Source organism: Streptomyces sp. N50 (assembly GCF_033335955.1).
Taxonomy (GTDB): domain Bacteria; phylum Actinomycetota; class Actinomycetes; order Streptomycetales; family Streptomycetaceae; genus Streptomyces.
The window spans coordinates 9,444,101-9,469,075 of sequence record NZ_CP137549.1; the positions used below are offsets into that span (position 1 = coordinate 9,444,101).

General features: G+C 69.5%; 27 protein-coding genes and 1 pseudogene. 18 read left to right on the forward strand and 10 right to left on the reverse strand.

The genetic code is table 11. The annotated features are described in order from the left end of the window. Positions 1 to 84 precede the first annotated feature (84 nt). Complete coding sequence (locus R2B38_RS41870) at positions 85 to 522, forward strand: hypothetical protein (protein WP_318021029.1); 438 nt, start codon at positions 85 to 87, stop codon at positions 520 to 522. Positions 523 to 552: 30 nt separating this feature from the next. Further along, positions 553 to 1,482, forward strand: a complete 930-nt coding sequence (locus R2B38_RS41875) for an oxygenase MpaB family protein (RefSeq protein ID WP_318021030.1) — start codon at positions 553 to 555, stop codon at positions 1,480 to 1,482. A 32-nt stretch (positions 1,483 to 1,514) separates the two neighbouring features. On the opposite strand, the gene R2B38_RS41880 is transcribed toward R2B38_RS41875, so the two are convergent. Continuing rightward, complete coding sequence (locus tag R2B38_RS41880; protein WP_318021031.1) at positions 1,515 to 2,321, reverse strand: class II aldolase/adducin family protein; 807 nt, start codon at positions 2,319 to 2,321, stop codon at positions 1,515 to 1,517. A 113-nt stretch (positions 2,322 to 2,434) separates the two neighbouring features. Continuing rightward, entirely contained in the window at positions 2,435 to 2,884 is a 450-nt protein-coding gene (locus R2B38_RS41885) for an Lrp/AsnC family transcriptional regulator (protein ID WP_033279694.1), read from the reverse strand. 177 nt (positions 2,885 to 3,061) lie between these two features. Here R2B38_RS41885 and R2B38_RS41890 point away from each other — a divergent pair, with 177 nt between their 5' ends. The 9 genes and pseudogenes from R2B38_RS41890 to R2B38_RS41930 all read left to right on the forward strand — a co-directional run bounded on the left by R2B38_RS41890 (position 3,062) and on the right by R2B38_RS41930 (position 11,152). Further along, a complete protein-coding gene (locus R2B38_RS41890) occupies positions 3,062 to 4,207 on the forward strand; it encodes an acyl-CoA dehydrogenase family protein (RefSeq protein ID WP_318021032.1) in 1,146 nt (381 codons plus the stop codon). Between the two features lie 58 nt (positions 4,208 to 4,265). After that, positions 4,266 to 5,027 carry an SDR family NAD(P)-dependent oxidoreductase gene (locus R2B38_RS41895; protein WP_318021033.1) on the forward strand — a complete coding sequence of 254 codons (762 nt, stop codon included), beginning with the start codon at positions 4,266 to 4,268 and terminating at the stop codon, positions 5,025 to 5,027. Positions 5,028 to 5,096: 69 nt separating this feature from the next. Next, positions 5,097 to 6,235, forward strand: a pseudogene (locus R2B38_RS41900) (thiamine pyrophosphate-dependent dehydrogenase E1 component subunit alpha). After that, positions 6,232 to 7,200: an alpha-ketoacid dehydrogenase subunit beta gene (locus tag R2B38_RS41905; RefSeq protein ID WP_318021034.1), complete on the forward strand. Its 969-nt coding sequence runs from the start codon at positions 6,232 to 6,234 to the stop codon at positions 7,198 to 7,200. Before R2B38_RS41900 ends, R2B38_RS41905 begins: the two are co-directional and overlap by 4 nt. Positions 7,201 to 7,213: 13 nt before the next feature. Next, the gene (locus tag R2B38_RS41910; RefSeq protein WP_318021036.1) at positions 7,214 to 8,506 is read left to right on the forward strand and encodes a dihydrolipoamide acetyltransferase family protein; all 1,293 of its coding nucleotides are present in this window, start codon (positions 7,214 to 7,216) and stop codon (positions 8,504 to 8,506) included. Positions 8,507 to 8,637: 131 nt separating this feature from the next. Continuing rightward, positions 8,638 to 9,333: an alpha/beta hydrolase family protein gene (locus R2B38_RS41915; protein WP_318021037.1), complete on the forward strand. Its 696-nt coding sequence runs from the start codon at positions 8,638 to 8,640 to the stop codon at positions 9,331 to 9,333. Between the two features lie 66 nt (positions 9,334 to 9,399). After that, the gene (locus R2B38_RS41920; protein WP_318021038.1) at positions 9,400 to 10,002 is read left to right on the forward strand and encodes a helix-turn-helix domain-containing protein; all 603 of its coding nucleotides are present in this window, start codon (positions 9,400 to 9,402) and stop codon (positions 10,000 to 10,002) included. 60 nt (positions 10,003 to 10,062) lie between these two features. Continuing rightward, entirely contained in the window at positions 10,063 to 10,467 is a 405-nt protein-coding gene (locus R2B38_RS41925) for a RidA family protein (protein ID WP_318021039.1), read from the forward strand. A 31-nt stretch (positions 10,468 to 10,498) separates the two neighbouring features. Then, on the forward strand, positions 10,499 to 11,152 hold the full coding sequence (locus R2B38_RS41930; RefSeq protein WP_318021040.1) for a TetR/AcrR family transcriptional regulator C-terminal domain-containing protein: 654 nt from the start codon (positions 10,499 to 10,501) through the stop codon (positions 11,150 to 11,152). Between the two features lie 59 nt (positions 11,153 to 11,211). Here the strand turns inward: R2B38_RS41930 and R2B38_RS41935 are convergent, their stop codons facing one another. Then, on the reverse strand, positions 11,212 to 12,024 hold the full coding sequence (locus R2B38_RS41935; protein ID WP_318021041.1) for an SDR family NAD(P)-dependent oxidoreductase: 813 nt from the start codon (positions 12,022 to 12,024) through the stop codon (positions 11,212 to 11,214). Between the two features lie 172 nt (positions 12,025 to 12,196). On the opposite strand from R2B38_RS41935, the gene R2B38_RS41940 reads away from it, so the two are divergent. Next, a complete protein-coding gene (locus tag R2B38_RS41940) occupies positions 12,197 to 12,625 on the forward strand; it encodes a nuclear transport factor 2 family protein (RefSeq protein ID WP_318021042.1) in 429 nt (142 codons plus the stop codon). Positions 12,626 to 12,714: 89 nt separating this feature from the next. Here the strand turns inward: R2B38_RS41940 and R2B38_RS41945 are convergent, their stop codons facing one another. From R2B38_RS41945 to R2B38_RS41960, 4 genes are all read right to left on the reverse strand, one after another. Next, positions 12,715 to 13,758 carry a glycoside hydrolase family 5 protein gene (locus R2B38_RS41945; protein ID WP_318021043.1) on the reverse strand — a complete coding sequence of 348 codons (1,044 nt, stop codon included), beginning with the start codon at positions 13,756 to 13,758 and terminating at the stop codon, positions 12,715 to 12,717. Between the two features lie 371 nt (positions 13,759 to 14,129). After that, positions 14,130 to 14,957, reverse strand: a complete 828-nt coding sequence (locus R2B38_RS41950; protein ID WP_033279706.1) for an SAM-dependent methyltransferase — start codon at positions 14,955 to 14,957, stop codon at positions 14,130 to 14,132. 84 nt (positions 14,958 to 15,041) lie between these two features. Further along, entirely contained in the window at positions 15,042 to 15,293 is a 252-nt protein-coding gene (locus tag R2B38_RS41955) for a DUF397 domain-containing protein (protein WP_033279707.1), read from the reverse strand. Beyond that, positions 15,290 to 16,162 carry a helix-turn-helix transcriptional regulator gene (locus R2B38_RS41960; protein ID WP_318021044.1) on the reverse strand — a complete coding sequence of 291 codons (873 nt, stop codon included), beginning with the start codon at positions 16,160 to 16,162 and terminating at the stop codon, positions 15,290 to 15,292. The genes R2B38_RS41955 and R2B38_RS41960 overlap by 4 nt, the downstream gene beginning before the upstream one ends. A gap of 240 nt (positions 16,163 to 16,402) precedes the next feature. Here R2B38_RS41960 and R2B38_RS41965 point away from each other — a divergent pair, with 240 nt between their 5' ends. Beyond that, positions 16,403 to 16,849 carry an ATP-binding protein gene (locus tag R2B38_RS41965; protein WP_318021045.1) on the forward strand — a complete coding sequence of 149 codons (447 nt, stop codon included), beginning with the start codon at positions 16,403 to 16,405 and terminating at the stop codon, positions 16,847 to 16,849. A 40-nt stretch (positions 16,850 to 16,889) separates the two neighbouring features. Here R2B38_RS41965 and R2B38_RS41970 read toward each other — a convergent pair whose 3' ends face one another. Further along, complete coding sequence (locus R2B38_RS41970) at positions 16,890 to 18,176, reverse strand: PP2C family protein-serine/threonine phosphatase (RefSeq protein WP_318021046.1); 1,287 nt, start codon at positions 18,174 to 18,176, stop codon at positions 16,890 to 16,892. Positions 18,177 to 18,379: 203 nt separating this feature from the next. Between R2B38_RS41970 and R2B38_RS41975 the strand changes: the two genes are divergently transcribed. From R2B38_RS41975 to R2B38_RS41990, 4 genes are all read left to right on the forward strand, one after another. Continuing rightward, positions 18,380 to 19,192, forward strand: a complete 813-nt coding sequence (locus tag R2B38_RS41975; RefSeq protein ID WP_318021047.1) for an SAM-dependent methyltransferase — start codon at positions 18,380 to 18,382, stop codon at positions 19,190 to 19,192. Positions 19,193 to 19,322: 130 nt separating this feature from the next. Next, positions 19,323 to 20,222 carry a SigB/SigF/SigG family RNA polymerase sigma factor gene (locus tag R2B38_RS41980; protein ID WP_318021048.1) on the forward strand — a complete coding sequence of 300 codons (900 nt, stop codon included), beginning with the start codon at positions 19,323 to 19,325 and terminating at the stop codon, positions 20,220 to 20,222. A 141-nt stretch (positions 20,223 to 20,363) separates the two neighbouring features. Beyond that, positions 20,364 to 20,942, forward strand: coding sequence for a hypothetical protein (locus R2B38_RS41985; RefSeq protein ID WP_318021049.1), 579 nt, complete (start codon positions 20,364 to 20,366; stop codon positions 20,940 to 20,942). A gap of 137 nt (positions 20,943 to 21,079) precedes the next feature. Then, positions 21,080 to 21,733 (forward strand): TetR family transcriptional regulator, encoded by a 654-nt coding sequence (locus R2B38_RS41990; protein ID WP_318021050.1) that lies wholly within the window; start codon positions 21,080 to 21,082, stop codon positions 21,731 to 21,733. A gap of 3 nt (positions 21,734 to 21,736) precedes the next feature. Here R2B38_RS41990 and R2B38_RS41995 read toward each other — a convergent pair whose 3' ends face one another. Both R2B38_RS41995 and R2B38_RS42000 read right to left on the reverse strand, forming a co-directional pair. Beyond that, positions 21,737 to 22,546: a DUF2993 domain-containing protein gene (locus tag R2B38_RS41995; RefSeq protein WP_318021051.1), complete on the reverse strand. Its 810-nt coding sequence runs from the start codon at positions 22,544 to 22,546 to the stop codon at positions 21,737 to 21,739. A gap of 31 nt (positions 22,547 to 22,577) precedes the next feature. Beyond that, on the reverse strand, positions 22,578 to 23,186 hold the full coding sequence (locus R2B38_RS42000; protein ID WP_318021052.1) for a TetR/AcrR family transcriptional regulator: 609 nt from the start codon (positions 23,184 to 23,186) through the stop codon (positions 22,578 to 22,580). A 107-nt stretch (positions 23,187 to 23,293) separates the two neighbouring features. Here R2B38_RS42000 and R2B38_RS42005 point away from each other — a divergent pair, with 107 nt between their 5' ends. Continuing rightward, a complete protein-coding gene (locus R2B38_RS42005) occupies positions 23,294 to 24,916 on the forward strand; it encodes an MFS transporter (protein WP_318021053.1) in 1,623 nt (540 codons plus the stop codon). The last annotated feature ends 59 nt before the right edge of the window (positions 24,917 to 24,975 follow it).

The window sequence follows — 24,975 nt, forward strand, 5'->3', positions numbered from 1 at the left end:
ATTCCCACCCTTTCGTTCCCCCGCCGTGAGCGGTCACCGTACGGCAGTCGCCGTCGGACGGCCGCATAGGGCACGCTTTACGGCATGGTGATGTGCGAGTACTTCTCGGCCGCGAGTGACGAGGCTGCCGTCGGTGTCCTCGACGGACCGGGCGGGCCCGACGCGTCGGTGTTCGACGTGCTGCCGCTCAAGGGCGTGGACCCGGTGGTCGTGCTGGCGCGGCTCGAAGGCATCCTCACCGACTGCACCTACGACGAGGCGCGTGCCCGCCCCCGCTCCGGGCAACTGCTCTCGGACCCCGAGGCCGAAGCGGCCTTCGTCATCAGCGTCTCCGACACCCTCCGGGACGCCCTGGCCACGGCGTCCGATGAGCGACTGGACCTGGCGGCAGTGCCGTTCGCGGCTGTCGAAGAACTGGGATTCACGCCCACCAAGACGTCGGAACTGCTCCATCGGTTGTCCGGCCTGGCCCGGAGAGCCGCGGCGGAGAACCGGCGGCTGTACTGCTGGTGGGCCCTGTAAGAACCTCAACTCGGCATTCAGGAGCGGCCCGTGACCACACCCGGCGACCCGTCGACCCCCGAGCCGCTCGGGCCGTCGTCTCTGGTCTGGCGGTACTTCAGCGACTGGCGCGGCATGTTGATCGGCCTGTGGGCCGGGTCGATGCAGAACATGCATCCCGCCCTCGGCGCCGGAGTCGAGGAACACTCACAGTTCTTCGAGGAGCGCTGGGAACGGCTCCTCCGCTCGCTCTACCCCATTGCCGGAGTGATCTACGACGGCCCGGACGCGGCCCGTACCGCCCGCGAGGTCCGCGACTATCACGTCGGCATCAAGGGAGTCGACAGCCAGGGGCGGCGCTATCACGCCCTCGACCCGGACACCTTCTTCTGGGCGCACGCGACCTTCATCATGGTCCCGGTGCTGGTGTGCCAGTACTTCGGCCGGCCGCTGACGGAGGAACAGAAGGAGGAGTTCTACGCCGAGAGCCTTCAGTGGTACCGGCTCTACGGGGTCAGTGACCGGCCCGCTCCGGCCAACTGGGCAGGATTCACCGCTTACTTCGAGCGGATGTGCGCCGACACCCTGGAGGACAACTGGGCGGCGCGCGCCGTGCTGGACATCCGCCGCATAGGCAAGCCGCCTTTTCTGAAGTGGCTGCCGGAGGTGGTGTGGCGGGTGATACGGGGCCCGTTGACCCAGCCCTTCGTGTGGCTCACGGTCGGGATGTATCCGCCTGCGGTGCGCGCCAAGCTGGGCTACCGCTGGTCCCGTCGGAGCGCGGTCGCGCTGTGGCTGGTGGGCCGTGCCGTCGCGCTCGGCTGGCACCTGGTGCCGTTCGAGCGGCGCTACCACCCACGGGCCAGGGCCGGTTGGCGCCGGGCGCGCGGTCTCGTCGTAGGACCGGTCGAGACGCCGCGGCGGAATCTGCCGCCGGTGGAACGCCGGGGTGACGGCAAGCACTACGCGCCCGATGTGTAGCCGTCGACGCGTGGTTGTCCGCGCGGCGGGGCTCAGCCCAGGACGTCGGGTTCTTCCTCCACCAGGAGGTCGGCCAGGAGGTTGAAGTTGTGGCGGGCCATGTTGGCGTTGCTGAACTGCCGGTGGGCCAGGGTGACTTCCTCCTCGGTCATCACGCGCGGCTTGCCCGCGGCGTCGGCGAGGAGTTGCATCTGGCAGGCGCGGTCCATGGTGATGAACCACCACGCGGCCTCTTCGACGGAGCGTCCGACCGTCAGCAGGCCGTGGTGGCGGAGGATGGCGGCCCGCCGGTCGCCGAGGCGGACGGCGATCCGCTCGCCCTCGGTCCGCTCCAGCACCAGGCCCTTGTACTCGTCGAACAGCACGTGGTCGTCGTAGAAGGCGCAGGACTCCTGCACGATCGGGTCCAGGAGCTTGTCCAGTGAGGCGAAGGCCCTGCCGTGGATGGTGTGGGCGTGCGCGACCGCCACGACGTCCGGGCGGGCCTGGTGGATGGAGGAGTGGATCCAGAAGGCCGCCTTGTTGGTCCGGCGTTCGCCCTCGACGACCCGGCCCTCCTCGTCGATGAGGAGCAGGTCGCTGACGCGGATCCTGGAGAAGTGCACCGCGTACGGGTTGACCCAGAACCTGTCGGGGAACTCCGGGTCCCGCGCGGTGATGTGTCCGGCGATGCCCTCGTCGAAGCCGTAGCGGGCGAAGATCCGGAACGCCGCCGCCAACTGCCGCTTGCGGTGGGCTCGTTCGGCCTCGATGGTCTCGCGGCTCTCGGCCAGGCGGGGAATGTCCAGTTCCTCGGTGTTCTCGAAGTCGATGTCGTTGCTGCCGGTGGTGATGGACATCGGTACGTCCTTTCCGGTGCGCGGCGAATTTCTTTCAGGCTGCAACCATCTCCCGTTCTATGTCAACCTGGCAGGCAAGAAATGTTGCCTCATGGGTAGTGGCGATCCGGCCGTCAGTCACCCCTCCGCCAGGCGCCCAGCACCATCAGCGTCTTCGTGCCGATCACGGCACCCGTGCGCCGGAGCCGGTCGATGACGTCTCTCAGGTGCTGCACGTTGGTCACCCGGACGCGGACCAGGGCGTCGGGGTCGCCCGCGACGGTGAAGACCTCCAGGGCCTCCGGGACGCTGGTGGCGGCCATCGTGATCGCCTCGACCTTGACGTCGCCGGCGAACCGCAGCTCGACGAACGCCTCGAAGCTGGAGCCGAGCTTGCCGTGGTCGAGGGTGACCGTGTAGCCGGCGATGACTCCGACCCGCTCCAGCCGGTCGACCCGGCGTTTGACCGCCGACGGGGAGAGGCTGACCCGCTCCGCGATCTCCGTCATCGTCCGGCGGCCGTCCTCGACCAGCAGCTCCAGAATCGCGCGGTCGACGCTGTCGATGAGTGCCGTGTCGGTCATGTGGTCCTCCTGCTGGTGCACGTTTTGTGCGGGCAAGCCTGCTCCGGCTCTGCTTTTTTGCATCACATGCAAGATACCCGCAACTTAATTGCCACCGCCTGTGTCCCGCCGGTCCACTGACAACGCCTGCAACTGGTCGGCGACCGCCGTTCGAGGGCGTGAGGAAGGGACCCAGCGGTGAAGGTTGAGCGCGAACTGCTCTCCGGCGAGGCCCGGGAGCTACTGGAGCTGACGGTCGACATCGCGGACAAGGAACTCGCCCCGCGCGCAGCGGAGTTCGAGGAGGAGGGCCGCTTCCCGCGTGAGGTGTTCGGCGTCCTGGGCGAGGCGGGGCTGCTGACCCTTCCGTTCGGCGAGGACGTCGGGGGAGGGGGCCAGCCCTACGCCGTCTACCTGCAAGTACTCGAAGAGCTGGCCGCCCGCTGGGCCGCCGTCGCCGTCGGGGTCAGTGTCCACACGCTGTCGTGCCACCCCGTCTCGGTCTTCGGTTCCGCGGCACAGCGGGAGGCGCTGCTGCCCTGGCAGTTGAGCGGTGCGGCGCTCGGCGCCTACTGCCTGTCGGAGGAGCACGCGGGTTCCGACCCCAGTGCCATCCGGGCCGGCGCGGCACGTGACGGCGAGGCGTGGGCCGCCCGGGGCACCAAGGCCTGGGTCACCCATGGCGGCGAAGCCGACTTCTACACCGCGTTTCTGCGCACGTGCCCGGACCCGCGCGACGGCATCTCCTGCTTCCACGTGGACGCCCGGTCGCCCGGTCTGAGCGCGGGTGCTCCGGAGCGGAAGATGGGGCTGCGCAGTTCGACCACCGCGCTGATGCACTTCGACGATGTGCGCATCCCCGGCGACCGGCTGATCGGCGAGCCGGGCCAGGGCCTGAAGATCGCGCTGTCCGCACTCGACGCCGGTCGGCTCGGCATCGCCGCGGTCGCGGTCGGGATCGCGCAGGCGGCGCTGAATCACGCGGTCGACTACGCCCGTGAGCGCCGGACATTCGGCCGTCTCATCATCGAGCACCAGGGCGTCGGTTTCCTGCTCGCCGACATGGCCGCGCGCACCGAAGCGGCCCGCGCCACCTACCTGGTCGCCGCCCGACGCAAGGACTGCGGCCAGGAGTTCAGCCGCCAGGCCAGCATCGCCAAACTCATCGCGACGGACACCGCCATGGCCGTGACGACCGACGCCGTGCAGGTCCTCGGCGGTGCCGGATACGTCCGCGAGCACCCCGTGGAGCGCTATATGCGCGAGGCGAAGATCACGCAGATCTTCGAGGGCACCAACCAGATCCAGCGCATGGTCATCAGCCGCCGTCTCGCCGACTCCTGAACTGTCCTACGGCTTCTACGACTTGAACGTTCCGACGACTTGAAGGAAGGCGGGCACCATGACATCGCGCGATGCTGTTGCCGTCATAGCGGGAGGCGGCTCGGGGCTGGGGCGGGCGACCGCACACCGGCTGCACCGACAGGGCCGTACCGTCGTGCTGTTGGACCTCCCGGACAGCCAAGGGAAGGCCGCGGCCGCCGCGTTGGGGGAGCGCGCGCATTTCGTCGCGGCGGACGTGACCGATCCGGGCCAGGTCCGGCAGGCCTTCGACCACGCGGCGAGCCATGGGCCGGTGCGCGCGGCGGTCAACTGCGCCGGAGTCGCGACGCCCGGCCGCATCCTCAGCAAGCGGGGAGTGCTGCCCGCCGAGGACTTCCGGCGCGTGATCGAGATCAATCTGCTCGGCACCTTCCACGTGCTCTCCGCCGCAGCCGCCGTCATGGCCGACAACGCCCCGGACAACGGGGATCGGGGCGTCATCGTCTGCACCGCGTCGATCGCCGCCTACGACGGCCAGATCGGCCAGGCCGCGTACGCGGCGAGCAAGGGCGGGGTCGTCTCCCTGACCCTGTCCGCGGCCCGGGACCTCGCCGACTCGGCCATCCGCGTCGTCACGGTGGCGCCGGGGCTGTTCGACACCCCGCTGCTCTCGGGCCTGCCGGAGAAGGCGCGGACCCAACTGGGCGCCGCCGTACCGCATCCGTCCCGCCTCGGCTCACCGGACGAATACGCCGGACTGGTCACCCACATCCTCGACAACCCGATGCTCAACGGCGAGGTCATCCGCCTCGACGGCGCCCTGCGCATGGCTCCGCGCTGAACCCCCGCACCGACAAGGCCCGTTGACCCGCTCTCCATGCCGAGAGCGTCGCCCGGAAAGAGAACCCGCATGGCACACGCCGTACAAGACCCGCTGACGGAAACGTCATTGGCGGATCCACCCATCCAACTCCTCGATCCCGCAGGGAGCTTGGGTACTGACCCCCGGCTGCCGCTCGACCTGGCGACCGTCGACCTCCCCGCCCTCTACCGAGACATGGCACTCGTCCGCCGTCTGGACACGGAGGCCATCGCTCTTCAACGACAAGGGGAGTTGGGACTGTGGCCGTCACTTCGTGGCCAGGAGGCGGCACAGGTCGGAGCGGCGTACGCGCTGAACGACCGGGACATGGTCTTCCCCACCTATCGTGAACACGGCGTGGCCTGGTGCCGCGGCCTCGACCCGGTGTCGCTGCTCGGGCTCTTCCGGGGTACCACACTGGGCGGTTGGGACCCCTACGCACACCACTTCAACCTGTACACGCTGGTCATCGGCGCGCAGACCCTGCACGCGGTGGGCTACGCGATGGGCCTGTACCGGGACGGCAGCATCGGTTCGGGCGATCCCGAGCGCGACACGGCCGTGCTGGCCTTCCTCGGCGACGGCGCGCTGAGCGAGGGCGAGACGAACGAGGCGTTCGTCTGGGCCGCCGCCCAGAACCTGCCGGTGGTCTTCTTCTGCCAGAACAACCAGTGGGCCATCTCCGCCCCTACAGCGTGCAGAGCCGGATCCCCGCGGCCCGACGAGCCGCCGGGTACGGCTTCCCGGGCATCCGCGTCGACGGCAACGACGTCCTGGCCTGCCTCGCCGCGACACGACAGGCCCTGGACCGGGCGCGAACCGGCGGTGGCCCGACGCTGATCGAGGCCGTCACCTACCGCGTCAACGCCCATACGACGGCCGACGACGCGACGCGTTACCGTGCCGCCGAGGAGACCGAGGACTGGACGGCCCGGGACCCGTTGGAGCGGCTGCGTGCTCATCTCCAGTCGGTGGGTGCCGTAACCGACGAGTACTTCACCGACCTCGACCAGCGCGAGCGGGACCTGGCCGAGCAACTGCGCGCAGGCTGCCGTGAGTTGGCCGACCCCGACGCGTCCTCGCCCTTCGAGCACACCTACGCGCGGATGCCCGCCGATCTGCGCCAACAGCTGCGCGAGCACAGGGAGTTCGTCTCCACCGGCGCGCAGGACGGAGAGCAGACATGAGCATCTCCATGGTGAAAGCCCTCAACGACGGCCTGCGCCAAGCCCTGACCGACGATCCCCAAGTCCTGCTCATGGGCGAGGACATCGGCCGGCTCGGCGGTGTGTTCCGTGTGACGGACGGACTGCGCAAGGAGTTCGGCGACCTGCGAGTGGTCGACACCCCGCTGGGCGAGGCAGGCATCGTCGGAGCGGCGATCGGCCTCGCGATGCGCGGCTACCGGCCCGTCTGCGAGATCCAGTTCGACGGCTTCGTCTACCCGGCGGCGAACCAGATCATCACCCAACTCGCCAAGCTCCGGCACCGCTCGGCGGGCCGCATCTCCCTGCCCGTCGTGATCCGCATCCCCTACGGCGGCGGCATCGGCTCGATCGAGCACCACTCGGAGTCACCGGAGACGTACTTCGCCCACACGGCGGGGCTGAAGGTGGTCACCTGCGCCACCCCGAACGACGCGTTCCACATGATCCAGCAGGCGGTCGCCGAGGACGACCCCGTGGTGTTCCTCGAACCCAAGCGGCACTACTGGACCAAGGGAGAGGTCACCCCGGCGTCGGCCCTCCCGCTGGAGCAGGCCGTCATCCGCCGCGAGGGGACGGACGTGACGCTGATCGCTTACGGCCCGACCGTGCCGGTCGCCCTGGAGGCGGCCGACATCGCGGCGGAGGAGGGCCGCAGTGTGGAGGTCGTGGATCTGCGCAGTCTGTCTCCGTGGGACGTCACGACCGTCCGCGCGTCCGTGCACCGCACGGGGCGAGCCGTCGTCGCCCATGAGGCCGCCTTCTCGCACGGGTTCGGGGCGGAGGTCGCCGCGCGGCTGCAGGACGAGGAGTTCCACTTCCTCGAAGCACCCGTCGTACGGGTCACGGGATACGACACCCCCTACCCGCCCAGCCGGTTGGAGTCCGACTGGCTGCCCGGTGTCGACCGGATCCTCAACGCCCTTGACCGCAGCCTGAGTTACTAGGAGGGGCGCCGTCGTGACGAGCCCGCAGCAGTTCTTGCTCCCCGACGTCGGCGAGGGTCTGACGGAGGCGGAGATCCTCGCCTGGTCGGTACGGCCCGGCGACGTCGTCGAGGTCAACCAGATCATCGTCGAGGTGGAGACGGCCAAGGCCGCCGTCGAACTTCCCTCGCCCTACGCGGGCGTGGTCAGCGCCCTCCACGCGGAGGTGGGGGACCTGCTTCCGGTCGGCAGGCCGCTCATCACGATCGACACCGGCGCACCGGGAGAACGGGACGGCGGGGCTGTGCCGCAGCAGCCGGAAGCGGAACAGGCCGCACTGCTGGTCGGTTACGGTCCGCAGGGCGCCGGCGCGGGTCGGCGCAGGAGGCGTCCCGCGCACGCACAGCCGCAACGTGCGGACCGCGTCGAGGTCAACGCCCCGGACCCTGCCGCGGTTCGGCCGGCGGCCAAACCGCCGGTCCGTAAGCTCGCCAAGGATCTCGGGGTCGACCTGGCTACCGTCGCTCCCACCGGACCCGGGAACACCATCACCCGCGAAGACGTCCGGCGCGCGGTCCCAAAGACGCTGCCGGCTCCGGCTCCCGAGACCACTCGGGGTTCCGAAACACGAATACCGATCAGGGGAGTTCGCAAACACACGGCCGCCGCCATGGTCGCCTCCGCCTTCACCGCACCGCATGTCACCGAGTTCATCACCGTCGACGTCACCGCCACCATGCGGCTTCGTGAACTCGTCGCCGGGCGCAGGGAGTTCCGCGATGTGCGGGTCACTCCGCTGCTGTTCTTCGCCCGGGCCTTCCTGATCGCGCTGGCCAAGACCCCTGAGGCGAACAGCAGTTGGGACGAGGCGGCGCAGGAGATCGTCCTGAAGCGCTACGTCAATCTCGGGGTGGCGGCGGCGACGGACCGTGGTCTCGTCGTGCCGAACATCAAGGGCGCGGACCGGATGCCGTTGCTGGACCTGGCCCAGGCGCTGGCGGACCTCACCGCGACCGCCCGCGCAGGCCGCACTTCCCCTCAGGACATGACCGGCGGCACCGTCACGCTGACCAATGTGGGGGTGTTCGGCGTGGACACCGGAACGCCGATCCTCAACCCGGGGGAGGCCGCCATCCTCGCCGTCGGAGCCGTCCGCCGTATGCCCTGGGTCGTCCAGGGCGACGACGGAGGCGAACGCGTCGAGCCGCGCTGGGTCACTCAGCTCGCGCTCTCCTTCGACCATCGGCTCATGGACGGCCGGCAGGGCTCCGAGCTGCTGGCCAATACCGCGCGGATCCTGCATGAGCCGGGGCTCGCGATGCTGTGACGGTTGCCGTGCCGCCTCACCGCTCCGGCCTGTGAGGCAACTTAATTTGCCCATGAGGTTGACGTGGGTGGGGCTGGACCGTGACTCTGAGGGAAGACCGAGGGGCTCTGGGATCTCAGGAGGAGCGGGCTATGGCTACGTTCGTACTCGTGCACGGTTCGTGGGGTGGCGGCTGGTGTTGGGACCGGTTGCGCCCGCTGTTGGAGAGCGCCGGGCACACGGTTCTCACGCCCACGCTGACCGGCCTCGCCGAGCGGAGCGGGCTCTCCGCGCCGGACGTCGGCCTGGGTGTCCACGCCCGGGAAATCGCCGAACTCCTGGAATCCGAGGGGGTGTTGGACGCGATCCTCGTCGGGCACAGCTACGGCGGGATGGTGATCACGGGCGCGGCCGCGCTCGCCCCGGACCGGGTCGGGCAGGTGGTGTACGCGGACGCCTTCGCCCCCGTGACCGGCGAGTCGGCGTTCACGATGCTGCCGTGGCTGGAGAAGGCGTTCTCCGAGTCGCCGGGGCCCGCCGAGTGGGAGGTGGCGGCGCTCGACCCCGGGTTGCTCGGGGCGGACGACGAGGCGGCGGCATGGCTGTCGAGCGGGATGACGCCGATGCCGCGCCTCACCCACGAGGAACCGCTCGGTCCCGGCAGCGAAGACGCTCTGGCGGGCAAGGCGGTCACCTACATCTACTGCGCCGATCAGGCCCTCTTCACCGATATCGCCGTGTCGGCGGAGAAACGGGGATTCCGGGTCGTGGCACTGCGCGATGTCACCCATGTCGGGCTGCTGACGAGCCCGCGCATTCTCGAGCGGGAACTGCTCAACCTCGTGTAGGCGGAGGCTGTCGGATGTACCTGGCAGGCCCGGTCTATTGCCTCAGGGGCATGTTAGTGTGCGGGAATGCCGATCGAGGACACTGATCTCTGGGTTGCCCAACGCCTCAAGGACATGCGGGGCGAGCGGGGCATCACCCTGACGACACTGGCCGAACAGACCGGCATTTCCTCGGCGCATCTCTCGCGCCTGGAGAAGGGTGTGCGCAAGCCGTCCATCGGTGCCCTGCTGCAGATCGCCCGCGTCTACGGCGTATCCATCAGTGAGTTGGTCCAGGAACCCGATCAGGACGACTTCCATCTGGTGCGTGCCGACGCGGCGATGACGCGCGACGGGCAGGACGGCCGTTACACCGTACTGAGCGGGCCGCGGGAAACCATGTCCGTCATCCGGCTCGAATTGACGGCCGGCAAGAACACCAAGACCGCCCGGCACGTCGGCGAGGAATGGCTGCACGTGCTGGCAGGGGCGATCACTCTCGATATTTCGGGAGTTTCGCTTGAGCTCGACACCGGGGATTCGGTGCACTTCGATTCGTCGAAGGAGCATCGCCTCACCAACAAGGACGATGCCGTCGCGACCGTCCTGATCGCGTCGACAGCGGCAACTGTTCCGATGCGGCACCCCATTCCGGCCTCGTCACGTCGCAACTCGGCGGACTCGCGCTGAGGAGTGCGTGAACGCGCAGGGTGCACGTCGGTCATTCCGGGAAGATAGGGAAGGCTCACGATGTCGTCACCCATTGCGCTGAATCCTGCTGAACTCCCGCCTCTCACCGGCGTGATATCCCACGGCCTCGCCATTCCTGAGCTCGGACTGATCTACACGTCCGGGCAGGTCGCGTGGGACACCAAGGGGGAACTCGTCGGTCGAGGCGATCTGGCGGCTCAATTCACCAAGGCCTACGAGAACATCGACGCGGTCCTGGCCGCCGGCGGTTCGAGCCGCGGCAAAATCATCAAGGAGACGATCCATCTCGTCGGGTACGACACCGACAACGCGGAGCAGTTGATCGGGCTCATCGCCGGCTCCCGGGGAGCGGGACAGACGCCGCCCGCGAGTACCTGCGTGGGCGTGGAGACTCTCTTCGCCGAGGGCTATCTGGTCGAGATCGAGGTGGTCGCGACCTTGTGAGCGGTCGCGCCGGCCCGGGTAGCATCGATCGGTGACCAAGACGCCAGGCGCTGCCCCGACCAAGGTCGGCATCACACTCGACCGTGTCGTCGAGGCCGCGTTCGTCGTCCTGCAACGGGACGGCATCGCCAGACTCTCCGCCCGCGCGGTGGCGGCCGAGCTCAACGTCCGCATGAACACGGTGATGTGGCACATCCGGACCAAGGACCGGCTGCTCGGCCTGATGGCGGAATCCATCCTGGGCGAGGTCGACCTGGAGAACCTGCCCGGAGACTGGCGCGAGCAAGTGGCCGAACTGCTCGGGCGGTTGCGGCAGGCGATGCTCGAACACCGGGACGGCGCCCTGCTGGTCGCCGGTACCTTTCCCGTCGAACCGAACACGTTGGCCTTTTCCGAGCGGGTGGTGACGGTCCTCTTCGAAGGCTGCCCCACCCGCAAGTCGGCCGCGTGGACGTCGTGGAGCCTTTTCTATTTCACGCTCGGGCTCGTCCAGGAGGAGCAGGCGACACCGGCCGCTTTCCACGACCGCCTCCGGGAAACGGTGGACGAGCGGCATTTCCCGGGCCTCCACTCGGTGCTGGAGGACTACGTCTCGTTCGACTACAGCGAACGCTTCGACTTCGGAATCGAGCAGATCCTCCAGTCGGCCCCGACGACCAAACCGCGGCCGCGCAACGCGAGTTGACGGTGCGTCGGGGTGCCGTAGCGCTCGCCGCACTCCGATCGACGATGTGCCGTCGCGCCTCAGGAGCCGAACGCGTTCTTGGAGACCTCGTCCCAGTTCCGCCACTCGTCGAGCCGTGCCTGGTACTCCTTGGTGATCCTCTCCAGCGGGCCTTGACCGAAGAAGATCCGCAGGGGCGGCTGTTCCGCGTCGACCACGGTGAGAATCGCCGCCCGCGTCGCGCTCGGGTCGCCTCGCCGGGAGGAGATTCCGCTCATGGCCGCGCGGAAGTCGTCGTAGGCCGGAAGGTGTTCGGTCTGCACCGCGGAGGGTCCCGCCCATTCGGTGGCGTATCCGGCCGGTTCGACCAGGGTGACCTTGATGCCGAAGTCCTTCACCTCGGCGGCGAGGCTCGCGGTGAAGCCTTCCAGGGCGAACTTGGAGGCGTGGTAGAGGCCGAGTCCGGGCAGTGAGGTGACGCCGGCGACGGACGACACCTGGATGATGTGGCCGGAGCCGCGGGCGCGGAGGTGGGGGAGCACCGCCTGGGTGACCCAGAGCGCGCCGAACACGTTGATCTCGATCTGGTCCCGGGCCTGCTGCTCGGTCGCTTCCTCGACCATGCCGAAGAGGCCGTAGCCCGCGTTGTTGACGACGACGTCGAGCTCGCCGAACGTGTCGACCGCGTGCTGCACGGCTTCGAACGCGGCCGCGCGGTCGGCGACGTCGACGCGCAGCGGCAGGACCGCGTCGCCGTACTTCTCGACCAGGTCGTCGAAGGCGGCCGCGGAACGGCTGGTCGCGGCGACCCGGTCGCCCCGTTCGAGCGCGGCTTCCGCCCATTCCCGGCCGAATCCCTTCGAGGCTCCGGTGATGAACCACGTCTTCGCCATGATCGTCCTCCTGGAGTGCATGCTCTTGTTCGCTGACCAACACGACAAGTGAACTTGGTCAGTGACCAAGATGTCAACTCCGAACGGATCCCTTGTGCGGTGACCAAGTGGCGCGGTATGGTCTTGGTCGGCGACCAAGGTTATTTTGGGTGCGAAAGGATCATTCCGGGCAATGAACGCGACTGTGCGCCATCGGGATTTCTTCCACGGCATGTTCACGTGGATATCCGGTCTGAGTGACGCCGGAAATGCCGGCACCCTCGACGACATTCACCGGTTCTGGGCGGCTGACGCGCGCATCATCACCTGCGGTCACGTCCGGGCGGCCGGTATCGAGGAGCTCCGGAAGCACTTCGGGATCTATCCCCAGCAATATGAAGACGTGGAGATCCGGGAGCCGTACTACACGTACCTGGAGGCGGGGGACGAAGTCGTCATCGAGTACGACATCCTGATCCGCGGGCGGCATCGCGAAGGTGCCGCGGGCGACGACGGAGACACCGGGCGGCAGGAATTCCGTGTGATCGCGGTCTTCTCCATCACCGACGGCAGGATCTCGGAAATGCGGCAGGTCTCCGGCGCCAGGGCGGGAGATGCCTGACGGTCGCCGCGGCCCATGCCCAACGCGCCCTGATCCGTGCCCCGTTGCGGGGGGAGGCACGGATCAGGGCATCGGATCGGAGCGGTGGTTCAGGACTTCACGGGCTTGCCGCGGCCCCACGCCCACGCCAGCCGGTCGGCGCCGGACTGGTTCGTGGTGACCAGCCAGGGGCGGGCCGCGTCGCCGATGAGCTTCTGGATCGAGTACGTGTCGTCGGTGCGCAGGACGGGCCAGTACACCGAGCCCATGCCGAGCTTGCGGAACGTGTCGGTGTCGGCCTGGATGAAGTTCACCGAATTGTCGGCGGGCGTCGGCACGTTGTAGTTCAGGCCCGTGGTCATCGGGGCGCCGAACTCGTCGGCCACCGTGCGGTTCGCGCAGGTGCCGAGGCGTTCCTTGAGGTCGCTGACCCACTGGTCGTAGGTCGCGTAGTCCTTCCAGAACCCGTAGTGGTGCAGGGAGAGATACGTGCCCTTGAGGCGCGGGTCGGCGCAGACCGTGGTGACGTGGTCGTTGTAGCCGGCGCCGCTGACGAAGACGCGGTTGCGCGGCACCGTGCGGTAGGTGTCCAGCCACTTGGCGGCGAGGTCGGCCCACTCGGCGTCGGTGTAGCCGTGCGGCTCGTTCATCGGCTCGAAGTAGACCCGCTCGTTGTGCTTGTAGGCCTTGACCACGGTGTCCCACATGGGCCAGTACGTCGCCGGGTCGTCGATGAAGCCGTCCTTGTTGGCGCCCGTCCCCTCCCAGTACGAGACGATGACCTTGAACCCCTGCGCCGTCGCCGCGTCGATCACTCCGCGGTACGACTTCCAGTAACTGCCGTTCACCGTGTACGGGTTGATGGGCAGCCGCACCGTGTTGGCGCCGAGGTTGGCGCGGAAGGCCGCGATCACCCGGGTCGCCTTGGCGTACGTCTGGGCGTAGCTGTCGGTGAGCGACAGGCCGGACAGGACGACCGGGTCGTCGGCGTAATTGTCGCGCGGGTCGGCCCAGTTGACGCCCTTGAACTGGGACGTGTTCGTGCTCGGCGCGGCGGAGGCGGGGCTGCCGGCCAGCGTGGTGCCCATGGCCGCGGTGATCGCGACGGCCACGAAGGTGGCCCGCAGACGGGTTCTGGCGGGGTTGGTGCGCATCGACTTGCCCTTTCAGGAATGGCGACTCCGCGCATGGCGAGGCCTGCGCGCGGCTGAGCGGCCGTCGGAACGGATACCGGGCGGGACGGATGACGTCGGCTCGTCGTCCCGAGTCCCGGTGAGTTCAGTGGTGTCGGGGGAGTACGGGCACGGTGGGCCCTGCTCGCCGGGAGCCTCCTGTCCCCCTTCCTCCACCGGCCGCGACGCGGTGTTTGCGTAAACATGCTGGGTCGGAGTCGTCGGCCGGATCTGTCGGCCGAGCCGGTCCGTTGAGATGTTTACGCAAACATGGCGGCGCCGGAATCGTGGCATCCGGCACCGCCGTCGTCAAGGTTTCCCGCACGTAACGTCGCCCGCGCCCCGCAGCGGGCCTACGGCTTGATGGCCACCCCGGTCCACAGGCTGACCTTGGCGTCCGTGGGCGCCTGGTCCTCGGACCACTCCTCGGTCAGCGGGTCGGGGCGCCAGCGGTACGCCACAGCGATGCCCGGGTCGAGCAGGTCGAGCCCGGTGAAGAAACGCGCGACCTCGTCCCGCGTACGGACCTGCACCGGTGTCCCGCCCTCCTCGTAGATCGCCGTGACCTTCGCCCAGGGCTCGGGGTCGAAGTCCGCGGTGACGTGGCTGATGGCCAGCGCGCTGCCCGAGGGCAGGACCGACAGCAGCCGGTCCACGATCCCGTACGGGTCCTGCTCGTCGGTGACGAAGTGCAGCAGCGCGTTCAGCGACAGCGCGACCGGCTGGCCGAAGTCGAGTATCTCGGCCACTTCGGGCGAGTTGAGGAGCGTGTCGGGGTCGTTCACGTCCGCCTGGACGTACGCGGTGCGCCCCTGCTGGGTGCTGCGCATCAGGCGCTCGGCGTACTTCAGGACCAGCGGGTCGTTGTCGGCGTAGACCACCCGGGCCTCGGGCACCACGGACTGGGCGACCTGGTGCAGGTTCGGCTCGGTGGGGATGCCCGTGCCGATGTCGAGCCACTGGCGGATGCCGTGCTCCCGGGCGAGCACGCGGGTGGCCCGGTGCATGAACCCGCGGTTCTCCCGGCCGGCGACGAAGACGCCGGTGAAGATCTTCGAGACGGATTCGGCCGCCTGCCTGTCGACCTCGAAGTGGTCCTTGCCGCCCAGGTAGTAGTCGTACATGCGGGCGGAGTGCGGCCTGCTGGTGTCGATGTCCCGCGCGGCGTGGGCGTTGGTCATGCTCTCCCTCTCAAGTGGTGTACGTCGGCGTCTCGGGCAGGTCGCAGCCGGGCCGGCTCCAATTCCCCACGCCCGTGGTCTGGTTCAGCCTGCCATCAGATGGTCGGCCAGGCCCCGCTTGACCCCGTCGACGAACGCGGCCATCTCCTGGGGCGTGTAGATCAGAGCGGGTCCGGCGGGATCGGTCGACTGGCGCAACGCGACGCGCCCGTCGGCCAGTTGCTTGGTCTCCACGCACTGACCTCCGTTGGGACCGCTCCAGGGGCATTCCCAGCCCTGCTCGCCGAGGTTCGACGCGGGCATCCCGTTGTAGACCTTGTCGTCCGTGGTGGTCATGAGTACTCCTTGCGCATGCGGTTCAAGAGCGCCTTGCTGTCCGCGGACGAGGTCAGCAGCGACATCCTGTTGTGCGCCTCCAGATGGGCCACGACATCGGACCGTTGGTCCAGATACATGGAGGCGGAGAGGATCTCGCTGTAGACGACGTCGGGCAGCTCCGGTTCCTGGAACCGGAAATAGGTGAAGGGTGCGCACGCCCCGACGTGGGCACCCGCCGAGAACGGGACGATGTCGACACTGACGTGGTCCAGTTCCGAGACCTCGAGGAGCCGGTCTATCTGGTCCCGCATGACCGCGGGAGTGCCCACCACCCGGTGGAGCACGGCTTCTTCCAGCACCGCCCACAGCGTGGGCGAGTCCGGCCTCTCCAGCAGACTCTGGCGGCGCAGACGTAACTGCACCCGCCGTTCAAGGTCTTCGTCGTTGTCGTTCGGGAAGCCGCCGCTCAGCACGCCTCGCGCGTAGTCGTACGTCTGCAGGAGTCCCGTGACGTAGTGCGGCTCATAGGTACGGAGGGTCTTGGCGCCGGTCTCCAGGCTCACATAGGCGGTGAACCAGCCCGGCAGCACATCGCGGTAGGCGTGCCACCAGCCGGGCTCGTTGGCGCGGTCCGCGAGCGCGACGAACTCCTCGATCTCCTGGCGGTCGGCGCCGTAGGTCTCCAGGAGCTTCTCGACATAGAGCGGTTTGAGGCCGACCTCGGCCTTCTCCAGACGGCGGATCGTCAGGGAGGTCACCCGCAGGGCCTTGGCGGCGTTCTCCAGGGACACGCCCGCGTCCTGTCGCCGCTCCTGCAGCCGCCGACCGAGGATCATGCGCAGAACCGTGGGTGCACCCGCGCCGGTGCTCGACCGACCTTCGCTCACGCCCAACCTCCTGAGGGACTGTCACCGGCATTAGTCTGACAGCGACTTGGTGATGTCGCCAGACAGAAACCGACGTTCTGAAATTATCAGGGAGTCGGTTGCAGCTTGAACTGAGCTATGGGCATAGTTACTTGTGTGAGCGACCTCGGCCTCAGGCTGGAACACCCCATCCACGGCAGGCCTGTTGCTGATGCCGTGCGTCTCCCGCCTGCGCCCGCCCCCGATGGAAGGCGAACCACCGTGTCCCCCCACACGACTCCCTCCCCGCAGCTCTTAGACGTCGTCAGCCCGGACCTGGCGCACTGGCTGGAACTTCCCGCGCACCGCTCCGGCGTCCGGACCGCCCGGCACGCCATGGGCGCGCAACTCGCCAAGTGGCGGCTGCCCGAGGGCGTGCGCGACGACGCGGTCCTGCTCATCTCGGAGCTGGCCACCAACGGGGTGTGCCACACACCCAGCGCGAGACTCCTGTGCGGTGTCGGTCTCGTCACCGACCGTAGTCTGCGCGTCGAGGTCCACGACCACGACTACACGGGCAGTGATCTCTCCCGCCGCGAGCCGTGCGTCGACGACGAGAGCGGGCGCGGACTGTTCATCGTGCAGGCCATCGCGGACACTTGGGGGGTCGACCGGTCGGCGCTCACCGGCGGAAAGGCCGTGTGGGCCACACTGTCCACCGGCTACTGACGCCGGACACGCGGAGGGGGCGAGGACGCCCGCGGCCTGTTCAGGTGGTCGCGGGCGTCAACTCGGCCAGCAGCAGGGTGCGGTCGTCCGCCCCGGGCGTCGCGGACGGGGCGCGCAGCAGCCGTTCGCACAGCGAGGGGAACGTCTCCGGTCCGCCGTCCGGCGTGGGCTCGGCGGCGGCCGTGTCCAGGGCTTGGGCGAGACCGGCGATCTCCTGGTCGATGTCGGCGTGCCGCGACTCGACCAACCCGTCGCTGTACAACAGCAGGAGGGCCGGTTCGTCGATGGTCAGCACCGTGGCCTCGTAGTTGCCCGTGCCGAGCCCCAGCGGCAGCCCCGCGCTGGCCAGCGTGACCGGTATCGCCGGTCCGTGCGGGCCGCGCAGCAGCGGCGGCGGGTGGCCCGCGCCGACCAGCGTGCAGGAGTGCGCCCGGGCGTCCCACTCGGCGTAGATACAGGTCGCGAAGGACGCGCCCGGGGTGTCGTAGGCCAACTCGTCCAGCCTGCGCATGAGTTCGGCCGGTTCCATGTCGAGCCGGGCCAGCGTGCGCACGGCCGTACGCAACTGGATCATCGCCACTGCGGACTCGGGGCCGTGGCCCATCGCGTCGCCGACGACCAGGCCGACCCGGCCGCCGGGGCGGGGCAGCACGTCGAACCAGTCACCGCCGATGAGGTTGCCCTGGCCGGCCGGGAGATAGCCGTGCGCGATGCGGCAGCCGTGGAACGCCTGGGCCGGGTCGGGGAGCAGGCTGTTGCGGATGGCCAGCGCGGTGCGGCGCTCGCGTTCGTAGCGGCGCGCGTTGTCCAGGGCGACGCTCGCCCGCGCCGCCAGTGACTCGACGGCCACGGCCTCGCCGGGCAGGAACGGGTCCCGGTCCGGGCCGCGCGTGCACGCGACGAACCCGACGGTGGCGCCCCGCAGTTGGAGCGGGACGACGAGGAAGGACGCCGTCTCCAGCAGGTCGTCTATGCGCCGCGCGTCGCCGCCCGCGGAGGCCAGCAGCCGCTCGGAGGTGTGCTTGTCCACTCCGTCGAGGACCTGCGAGTGGCCGCTGGCGAGGGCGCGTGCGTACGGGGTCTCGCGCGGGAAGACGACCACCTCGCCGACCGGCAGCACCCCGTCCCAGCTCTCGGGCGCCTCCGTGCCCACCCGCACCGCCAGCCGGCGCGCCTCTATCTGCGGCGGATCCACGGCGGGATACGCGTTCTCCTCCAACACCCACCGTTCCAGCAGGTACACCGACGCCGCGTCGCAGAACCCGGGCGTCAGCGCGTGCACGACATGGCTGCCGGTCAGCCGCAGGTCGAGCTCCGAGCCGATCACGTCCGCGGCGGGGCGAAGGCCTGCCTGCGGCGTGGGGGCCCGGCAGCGGGTGCGTCACCGTGGTGACTGCGCGGTTGGTTCCGCAGGGTCGTGCCTTTCCGGGTGGGGACCGGCCGCGTGGCGTGGGGGCAAGCGGTCTGCCGTGTTGTCCTCGGCAACTATATGATGACGCGTCAAGGAACCTGGGGCGAAAGGGAGTTGTGGTGCAGGACAGCGCAGGTCTGCCGCAGGGGATCGATCCTCGCAAGGCGAGTGTCGCCCGAATGTACGACGCGATGCTGGGCGGTGAACACAATTTCGCCATAGACCGCGAGGCGCTGGCGGCCTTCACCGCGATCGACCCCCAGGTGCGCACCCTGGCCCGCGCCAACCGCGACTTCCTCGGCCGGGCCGTGCGCTTCCTCGTCGCCTCCGGCGTACGGCAGTTCATCGACCTCGGCTCGGGCATCCCCACCCAGGGCAACGTCCACGAGGTCGCACAGGCCGCGAGCCCCGGAGCCCGCGTGGTCTACGTGGACAACGACCCGGTGGCCGTCGCCCACAGCACCTCTCTCCTCGCCGACAACCCGGACGCGGACATCGTCGACGGCGACATCCGCAGGCCGGCCGACGTCCTGTCCTCCCCGCAGGTACGGAAGTTGATCGACTTCGAGCAGCCTGTCGCCGTCCTGATGATCACGATCCTGCACTTCGTCACACCCGCGGAGGACCCGGCCGGCATCGTCGCCGCCTTCCGTGACGAACTGCCCGACGGCAGCTGGCTGGCGATGAGCCACGCGACGAACGAGGACCGCCCGGACACGGCCGCCGCCGTGGGCAAGTTGTACAGCTCCAGGGCGACTTCACCCGTCACCGCCCGCTCCTACGACGAGATCCTCGGCCTGTTCGACGGCTTCGACCTCGTCACGCCCGGCCTGACCTATGTCCCCCTGTGGCGCCCGGACCCGGCGGACGAGATCCCCGAAAACCCCTCCGAGTACTGGGTCTACGCGGGCGTCGGCGCCAAGAACGCGTAGGCCGGGGGCACTTCGGTCGCGGAAAACGAGGCGCGCGCCCCGGATTTGGCCGGATGAGGGGGAATGAGCCGCGAGAACCGGGGCAGGGGGCTCTTGTCGACAGTTTCTTCGGACGAATGGGGTGGGCGTTATGGCAGCCGTGACGGCAGCGGAGGCACCGGCCACGGCGGGACGGCGGACGACGGCCGGAGAGGCACTCCCGGTGATCGGGGAGGCTCTTCCGCTGATCGCGGAGCCGTCGAAGGTGAGCCCGAAGGACGCGCGTGAGCTGTCGCGCCAGTTCTTCGACCGGCTGGCCTCGCTGGAGGAGGGCACCCACGAGCACCAGTACGTGCGCAACACCCTGATCGAGATGAACCTCTCCCTCGTGCGCTACGCGGCCGCGCGCTTCCGCAGCCGCAGCAACAACGAGATGGAGGACATCGTCCAGGTCGGCACGATCGGACTCATCAAGGCGATCGACCGGTTCGAGCTCACCCGCCAGGTGGAGTTCACCTCGTTCGCCGTCCCCTACATCGTCGGCGAGATCAAGCGCTTCTTCCGCGACACCAGTTGGGCCGTCCACGTGCCGCGCCGACTGCAGGAGGCCCGCGTCGAGCTGGCCAAGGCGACCGAGGAACTGCGGTCCCGCCTCGGCCGTACGCCGACCACGCGTGAGCTGTCCGAGCTGATGTGCCTGACCGAGGAAGAGGTCATCGAGGCCCGCAAGGCGTCCAACGGCTACACCTCCTCCTCGCTCGACGCCGCGCTCAGCTCCGACGCGGGCGCCGAGGGTGAGACCGTGCTGGCCGATGTCATCGGCTCGGAGGACCCGGGTCTCGAACTGGTCGACGACCTCAGCTCCCTGGCCCCCCTCATCGCCGAACTCGACGAGCGCGAGCGGAAGATCATCCACATGCGCTACGTCGAGGAGCGCACCCAGGCCGAGATCGGCGAGGAACTCGGCGTCTCCCAGATGCACGTGTCCCGGCTCATCAGCCGGATGCTCCGCCGCCTGCGCGCGGGGCTGCTCGACCCTGCGGTCGCCTGACGGGCGATCCAGCCCAACAACCCGGGCTGTTGGGTGATTTCACCCTCCCCGGATGTCCGTTCTGCGGCACTCTCGTACTGTGGCCGGGCCGGCACCTCAGGTGTCCGCCCGGCCGTCGCGGGGTTGCCGGAAGGGGGAGTTGTGGCGTGGCGGAGTGAGGAGTTCGGGGAGTCCCACGAGGGCATCGTGGGGGCGGTCCTCGCCGACGGCAGTGAGCCGAAGTCCGTGTATATCGATGTGGGCAGCGGCAGTTCCATGTTCGAGACGTGTGAGTGGTGGGCCTACAACGGCTGGCTGGGCCGGCCCAAGGCGGCCGGCTGGCGGGCCTCCTGCGCGTGCGGCTGGCGCGGGGACGGCCATCCCATCGACTGGGACCAGGTCGAGGACCACGACCTCGACGACCTGGACACCTCCGGCGCGTACGACGAGTGGTGGGAACACATCCACGCGGTCGAGCGCCGGACGGTCCCGTTGCCGGAGGAACTCTCCGAGCTGATCGAGCAGTTGGAGGAACGCCTCGACGCGCTCTCGGGCGCGGCGCCGGTCGCCGCGCTGAAGGCGGTGGCCATCCTGGAGCGCCTGGCCGCCCGGGTCGGCAAGGAGGCGGCGTACGGGGCGCAGGCCGACGATGTGCCGGGCGAGGCGCTCGGGAAGGCGCTCGGGCTGAGCGTGGACAGAGCCCGGTCCCGGCTCGACCGCTATCTTCGCGCCTACTCCTGATCGACGGACAGCGGGCGGAAAGGGCAGCTGGAGGCGGGTGCCTGTGGTGCCGGGCCGCCAAGGGGCCGAGGGTGCGTGCCAGACTGGACGCACCGCTCGCCCCGCTCCGTAGCTCCCGCACTTCACCGAGGTTGTCCGTGACCAAGCCCCCGGCCCGAGTCCCCCAGCGAAGCAACGCGCGCTCCAACCGGGAGCGCATCCTGGCCACGGCCCGCCGGGAACTCGGCCGGAACCCCGACATCACCCTGGAAGAACTCGCGCGCGCCTCCGGCGTCGTACGGCGCACGCTGTTCGGTCATTTCCCCGGCCGGGAGGCACTGCTGGAGGCGCTGGCCGAGGAGGCGTCGGAGGCCCTGCGGGCGGCGCTGCCCACCGAACCGGCGCCGTCCGGTGCGGGGGCGGAACCGGCCGAGCGGTCGTACGCGCGCTTCGTGCTGTCGATGTGGACCGTGGGCGACCGCTACCGGCTCCTTCTGGCGCTGGCCCGGCGCGACCTGGGCGTCGAGCGCGTCACCGAGATCCTGTCACCGGCCCGCGGCGCGGCCACCGCCATCCTGGACCGCGGCCAGCGCGACGGCGTCTTCCACACCCAGCTGCCGGCCGTCGTGCTGAGCGCCGGACTCGAAGCCATGGCGATCGCGCTGCTCGAAGAGGTCAACTCCGGGGAGCTGGAGGACGACGGGACCCATGTGGCGGTCGCCTCGCTCATCGCGGCCGGTGTGCCGGAGAAGCAGGCGCGGGCCGTGGTGGACGAACTCGCGCCGGGGGACGGCGCCGTCGCGGACGGCTGAACTTCAGGCGTTCCCGTACGACGGGTCGCCCGCCACTGAATCGGTACGGGAGCCGCCGTCGGACCTGAAGGTGACCGACTCGCCCGACAGCCGGGCGGTCAGCCCGCTCTCCGTCGTGGTGACGGACCGCAGGTGCAGGCCCTGAGGGATGTTGCGCAGCTGGATGGGCCGCTCGAAGACCCTGCTGAGCGCGACGCGCCCCACCTCGGGGAGCAGACCGCCCGTGACCTGGAAGTCCTTGAAGACGATGCGGTTGCCGGACAGCACCGAGACGGTCGTCGCCACGGTGATGTCGTCGCCGGTGGGCAGCAGGATGCTCGCGCGGACCTGGTCGGGACGGGTGCCCCGGGAGATCTCCAGCCCCAGGGCGTCGGACACGTCCGCGTAGGACAACAGGGCGGTCGCCTCCGCCGAGCGGGCCAGCGCCTCCGTGTCGTCGTCGGACTTCCTCAACTCCGAGAGGCGCAGGGAGAGTTCGCTCACCGGCAGCGGGCCGGCGCTGTCGCTCGCCGGTATGTCGTGCGCGGTGATGTCCACGTGCCGCAGGGTGCCTGCGGCCAGCTGCGTCAGCACGGGGAAGCCCCGCACGTGGACCTCCGGCGCTGAGGGGGTGTGCATGCCCTCCTGGAACGCCTCGGCCGTACGGGACTCCACCCGCGCCGTCGCGAAGCGGTCGACGGCAACGGGGACGAGGACCAGTGCCAGCAGCGCGCCGACGGCGATGACGACCGGTCGGCCGTTCCTCCGGGGCGGGCGTGCGTCACCGGGCTCGTACGCGGCGAACGTGGTGTCGGCGTAGTCGTACGGGTGCATGGGTCTCCTTCGGCGCGGGATGTGACGGGATTCAAGGGGACGGTCGCAGGCGGTGAATCGTGGTGGCCGCGAGGTCGGGTCCGACGCCCATGGCGATCAGGGCCGAGGTGGTGGCGGCTGTGCCGTCGTCGGTCCAGAGGCCGGAGTTGACGCTGTCCAGCAGCGCCAGCACATGTGCCTCAAGGGCTCTGCCGAGCGGGCCCGGCGGGACGGTGGCGTGGAAGACGCCCTGCCGCTGACCGCGGGCGAGGATCCCGGTGACCGCGTCACGGGCCGGGCCGAGCAGCGCGCCGACCCGGTCTGGGCCGAGGTCGCGGTGGGCGAGGGCGATGAGCATGCGGTAGCGGTCGCCGACCGGCCAGAGCGTGAGGACGACGCGGGCCAGGGCGGTCACGGCGTCCGGCGTCGGCGCCCGGGCGACGGCACTCGCACGCCGTACCGCCTCCCCGGCGTCCGCCGCCAGGCCCTGGACGAGCGCGGCCCGACCGGCGAAGTGCTCGTAGAGGGTGCGCCGCGCGACGCCGGCCGCCTCCGCGATGTCCCCGAGGCTGCTGTCGGGGTCGCGGCCCAGTTCCCGCCGGGCCGCTTCCAGGATGCGGGCGCGGGTGGCGCGCGCCTTGGCGCTGCTGCGGCCGGTCACTTTGGCACCTCCTGGCGGGGCTGGTTCGTCTCGGCATAGTTGCACATCGCTGAGCAATAAAATAGCCTGCACATCAGTGAGCAATTAATGCCGTCCTGGAGTCCGCGATGCCGCTCTTCGTCACCACCCCCGTCGACAAGATGACCGGGCCGTACACACGGCGCCGGCCCGCCCTGATCGTGCTCTGTCTGAGCCTGCTGATCGTCGTCATGGCGAACACCTCGCTGATCGTGGCCGCCCCCGACATGACCACGGACCTGGGCCTGAGCAGCAGTGATCTGCAGTGGGTCATCGACGGCTACACCGTCCCGTACGCCGCGCTGATGCTCGTGCTGGGCGCGATCGGCGACAAGTACAGCCGTCGTGGCGCGCTCCTCACCGGCCTGGTGATCTTCGCCGGGGGATCGGTGATGGGCAGCCTGGTCCACGAGACCGGGCTGGTCATCGCGGCCCGCGCGGTCATGGGTGTGGGCGCGGCGGTGGTCATGCCGGCCACGCTCTCCCTGCTGGTCGCGATCTTCCCGAAGCGCGAGCGGGCGCGGGCCATCACGGCCTGGACCGCCACCTCGGGCCTGGCCATCGCCGTCGGCCCGCTGGTCGCGGGCTGGCTGCTGGAGGACCACGCCTGGGGTTCGACGTTCCTGATCAACGTGCCCATCGCCCTCGCCGCGGTCGTCGGCGCCCTCGTCCTCGTCCCGCCGTCCAAGGCGGAGGGGATGGGCCGCATCGACTATGTGGGCGGTCTGCTCTCGATCGTCTCGGTCGGCAGCCTGGTCTACGCGATCATCGAGGGCCCGCACTTCGGCTGGGGCGCGGGTCCGATCACCGCGGCCGTCGTCGCCGCCGTCGGTCTGCCCGCCTTCGTGGCCTGGGAGTTGCGCCACCCGCACCCCATGCTCGACGTCCGGAAGTTCGCACAGCGGTCCTTCAGCGGCTCGATGACGGCGGTGCTGTTCTTCTTCTTCGGCACGTTCGGCGCGATCTACTACGCCACGCAGTTCCTCCAATTCGTCCTCGGCTACGACGCGTTGGAGACGGGCGTACGACTGCTGCCGCTGGCCGGTGCCGTGTTCCTCGGCGCCGTGGTCACCGGGCGGCTGACTCCCAAGCTGGGCATGAAGCCGATGGTCGTGACCGGCATGGTGCTCGGCACCGTCGGCGTCCTCCTGCTCACCCAGGTCGACAAGGCCTCCACCTACGGCGACTTCCTGCCCACGATGATGCTGCTCGGCTTCGCGATCGGGCTGAGCGTCTCCCCGGCCACGGACACGATCATGGGCTCCTTCCCGGAGAACGAGCTCGGGGTCGGCGGCGGCGCCAACGACACCGCGCTGGAACTGGGCGGCTCCCTCGGTATCGCCATCCTCGGCTCGCTGCTGGGCACCACCTACAAGGACAAGCTGACCGACCTGGTCGGCGGCCACCTCCCCGCCGCCGCGCTGGACACCGCCAAGGACTCGGTCGGCGGCGGCCTGGCGGTCGCCCAGCAGATCGCGAAGACGCCCTCCGCCGGACCGCAGCAGGCACAGGCCCTGGTCGACGCCGTGCACGAGGCCTTCGCCCACGGTGTCGCCCAGACCAGCCTCGTCGGCGGGATCATCATGGCCGCCGGCACGCTGATCGTCCTCGCGGTACTGCCGGGCCGCCGAGCCACCAACGCGCCCGAGTCGAAGGAGACGGAGACGGCGACGGAGACCGGTCGCGAGCAGGAACACGCCGACTCCGTCTGAACGCCTCGACGCTCACCGCCCGTCGGCAGGCCCGCCCGAAGACGAGGAAGCGAGAGAAC